This is a genomic window from Streptomyces sp. NPDC054840, assembly GCF_053611065.1.
In genome coordinates, this window is sequence record NZ_JBSGZP010000746.1 from 1 (window position 1) to 3,343 (window position 3,343).

5 protein-coding genes are annotated in these 3,343 nt (G+C 71.6%); 1 reads left to right on the forward strand and 4 read right to left on the reverse strand.

Annotated elements, in window-relative coordinates; genetic code table 11:
- Positions 1-52: 52 nt before the first annotated feature.
- The 4 genes from ACWGIU_RS33310 to ACWGIU_RS33325 all read right to left on the reverse strand — a co-directional run bounded on the left by ACWGIU_RS33310 (position 53) and on the right by ACWGIU_RS33325 (position 2,591).
- Positions 53-400 carry a hypothetical protein gene (locus tag ACWGIU_RS33310; RefSeq protein WP_453711837.1) on the reverse strand — a complete coding sequence of 116 codons (348 nt, stop codon included), beginning with the start codon at positions 398-400 and terminating at the stop codon, positions 53-55.
- A gap of 194 nt (positions 401-594) precedes the next feature.
- Positions 595-1,608 (reverse strand): chaplin family protein, encoded by a 1,014-nt coding sequence (locus ACWGIU_RS33315; RefSeq protein WP_453711838.1) that lies wholly within the window; start codon positions 1,606-1,608, stop codon positions 595-597.
- Between the two features lie 121 nt (positions 1,609-1,729).
- On the reverse strand, positions 1,730-1,969 hold the full coding sequence (locus ACWGIU_RS33320; RefSeq protein ID WP_453711839.1) for a chaplin: 240 nt from the start codon (positions 1,967-1,969) through the stop codon (positions 1,730-1,732).
- A 154-nt stretch (positions 1,970-2,123) separates the two neighbouring features.
- Positions 2,124-2,591, reverse strand: a complete 468-nt coding sequence (locus tag ACWGIU_RS33325; RefSeq protein ID WP_453711840.1) for a hypothetical protein — start codon at positions 2,589-2,591, stop codon at positions 2,124-2,126.
- A gap of 270 nt (positions 2,592-2,861) precedes the next feature.
- Between ACWGIU_RS33325 and ACWGIU_RS33330 the strand changes: the two genes are divergently transcribed.
- On the forward strand, positions 2,862-3,272 hold the full coding sequence (locus ACWGIU_RS33330) for a rodlin (protein WP_453711841.1): 411 nt from the start codon (positions 2,862-2,864) through the stop codon (positions 3,270-3,272).
- The last annotated feature ends 71 nt before the right edge of the window (positions 3,273-3,343 follow it).

Genomic DNA, 3,343 nt, shown 5'->3' on the forward strand with positions numbered 1-3,343 from the left:
GCCTTGCCGGTGGCGCCCACAGTCGTGTCGGCGGGTGGTCAGCCGGGGCGGTTCAGCCCTGGCCGCCGTTGAGCTTCACGCCGCCGAGCATCGGGGACCCCTGGGTGGCGCCGTTCGCGAGACCGAGCACGGTGCCGGGGACGTCGTTACGGACCTTGTTGACCTTCTGGGCGGTACCCACGACCTTGTTGACGGTGTCGCCCTGCTCGGCCAGCCCGTTGCCGACGGTCTGCGGAAGTGACTCGGAGACGGGCCCGACGGCGTTCAGCGTCTCGGTCACCCCGCCGGTCAGGCTCATGGGGGGCATCGCGGCCGCGGGCTCGGCGGCGAAGGCGGTGGCGGAGGCGCCGAGGGCGGCGACGGAGCCGACGACGACAGCGGCGACCTTCGTGAGCTTCATTATCGAAATCCTCTTCTTTCGTGGACAGAGGCGTCAGCGGCGACCGTCGCGCCGCTTTCCCCCTGGGTAACGATTCCCCGCCGCTACGGAAACGCGTACGCGTACCCGGTCGAGTGGTGGGGGCATGACAGCGGCCGGAGAATCCGACGAGGCATTCTCCGGCCGATATTTATTCCGATTACCGGTATTGCCGGTCAGGAGACGCGCGACCGCCGGTACAGAATGGCGCCGCCCAGGATCAGGGCGCTGGCGAGGGCCGCCGCGGCCGCGGGTTGCCCCGCGCCGGTCTCGGCCAGCATGGGCCCGGTCACGTGCGCCGGAGCGGGGGCCGGCGGCTGTACGGGCGCGGCCGCCGGGACGGGCGCCGGGGCGGGGAGCGTGTGTGGCGCCTCCTCGACCGGTGCCGGGGCGGGGAGCGTGTGTGGCGCCTCCTCGACCGGTGCCGGGGCGGGGAGCGTGTGTGGCGCCTCCTCGACCGGTGCCGGGGCGGGGAGCGTGTGTGGCGGCTCCTCGGCCGGCGGCGCGGGCACCTCCTGGACCGGTTCCGGGGTGGGCAGCGGGGCCGGGTGCTCCTCCACCGGTTGCGGCATGGGGTGCGGCCGTTCGGGTGCGGGGGGAGCGTGGTGCGCCGGCGGGGGCGGCGGGGACGACTCGGGGTGGTCGGCGCACTCCACCTTGCCCCGCTGCTCGCCGGGGCCGCTGTAACCGCCCTCGTGGCGGGGCTCCTCGTGGCGCGGCTTGGCGTGCCGCGGTCCCTCCTGCCGGGGCTGCTCGTGGCGGGCCTGCTCCTGCCGGGGCTGCTCGTACCCGCCCGCGTGGCGCGGCGATCCGTGGCGCTGCTCCGGGACCGTGTGCCGGCCCTCGCGCTCGTCGAGGTAGCGCTCGAAGGCCTCGGCGTTCTCGGGGCTGAGGTAGCGCCCGTAGTCGTAGCCGTCGTCCGTGTGCGAACCGGTGTCGGTGGCGCACGTGTTCCCCATCGCAGGGTTGAGCGCCGCACCGCCGTCCACGCTGTTGCCGCACACGTTCGGCGCGAAGGTGATCGGTACCGAGACGCTGTTGCCGGCCAGCACGCCCGGCGAATGCGAGGCCTCGGCGCTCGCTCCGGGGTGCGCGTAGGCCGCGCCGGTCGCGATCGACAGCAGACTCGACGCGGCTGCCGCCGTGAGCACCCCCTTGCCCAGTACCTGTCGGCTCAGTACCTGTCGCATGGGTCCTTCCCTGTCTACCGGCGCCATGGCCGGTGTGGAATCGGAGGTGGCCCCGGAGTGCACCGCCGTGCACTCCGAGGCCACCCCGAGGAGGCTTGCCCTCGCGGGCGGAAGCGCTTCGTCAGGCGTTGACGCAGGTGTTGCCGAACGCCGGGTTCAGCAGGCCGATGACGTTCACGGTGTTGCCGCAGACGTTGACCGGGACGTGCACCGGCACCTGGGCCAGGTTGCCGGACAGGACGCCGGGGGAGCCCACGGCCGCGCCCTCGGCCGACGCGTCGGCGGCGGCGGAGCCGGCGGCACCGGCCGCAGCGAGTCCAGCGGTGGCCAGGACCAGGGCGGCCTTCTTGGCAGAGTTCATGGGAAGTGCACCTTCTGTTCGATGTTCTGCCCCGATCCGGGGCTCACACCGAGCGAAACGGTCCAGCTTCCCAGACGACACGGTCACGCGCACGATGAGACCTGTTCGGCTCAATTGTCGTAACCGTCCGACGGGTTACCGGCCGACACCAGCCCTACGGGAGGGGCGGACTGTCCGGAAGTGCGGGAATCGCGGGAATGTCCGGGACCGCCGGGGCGTCCGGCACCGCGGGCAGGGCGTCCACCGGCGGCAGCTCCACCGGCGGCAGCTTGGGGATGAGGCCGGACGGATCGGGAAGCTCGGGAAGCTCGATGTCCGGCAGCTTCGGCAGCTCGATCGGCGGCAGCTGCACCCCGGAAGGCAACAGGTCTCCGACGGTCGCGAGAAGGCCCTCAAGGGTCTTGGTGAGGCCCGCCAGGAGATCGTCGATGGGGCCGGCGGCCGCCGCACGCCGCTCGATCTTCTCGATCTGCTGCTGAACGGAGGCCACCCGATCGGTGAGAGCCGCGGAGCCGTCACCCTGCGCGGCGCCCGCGGGGGCAGCCGCGCCGGACAGTATGACGACGGCGAGGGCCGACGGGACGAGGAGACGGGCGCGGGACGGCAGCTTCGTGCGGTGCATGGATGTTCCTTCGCGGTGGGGACACGGAAGCGGACCTGGACGAGCCGCTTGCTCACCCACCGTGCGAACGCCTCGTACGGAGCGCAACCGGAACCCGGAGCGGTGCCTGCTGCGTACGGGCTTCGCGCAGGCGTCCGGAGCCCGCTCACCCTGGGTGGGGAAAACCTCGACACGGCAGGCCGTTTGAGTGAAGCAGCGGAACCAACCCTCTGGCCGGCCAGTTGACCAGGGCGCTCCATCAGCGGGCACTCGTGCGACAGAAGGATCAAGATGTTCAAGAAGTTCATGACCGCCGCCGCGGTCTCCGCCGTTGCGATCGGCGCTGGCGCTGCCGCCGCGGCCCCGGCCATGGCCATCGGCAACGACAACGGGGTCAACACCGTCAACGGCAACGGTGCTCAGCAGGTCTACGGCAACCAGAAGACCCACGGCGACATGAGCCCGCAGCTCAGCGTGGTCCAGGGCACCCTCAACAAGCCCTGCATCGGCCTGCCGGCGAAGGTCAACGCCCAGTCGCTGGTCGCCGCGCTCAACGTCGGCGTCCAGGACATCAACGTCCTGTCCAACCCGCAGAACCAGCAGTGCACCGAGAACTCGACCCAGGCCAAGGGCGACGAGCCGCTCTCGCACATCCTGGACAACATCCCGGTCCTCTCGGGCAACCTGTCGAACGGCAGCTGATCTCCGGCTCCTCCGCCCTTCGGGTGATCGCGGGCCGCTGAGCCTGTGGAGTGAATGACGAGGGCCCCGGC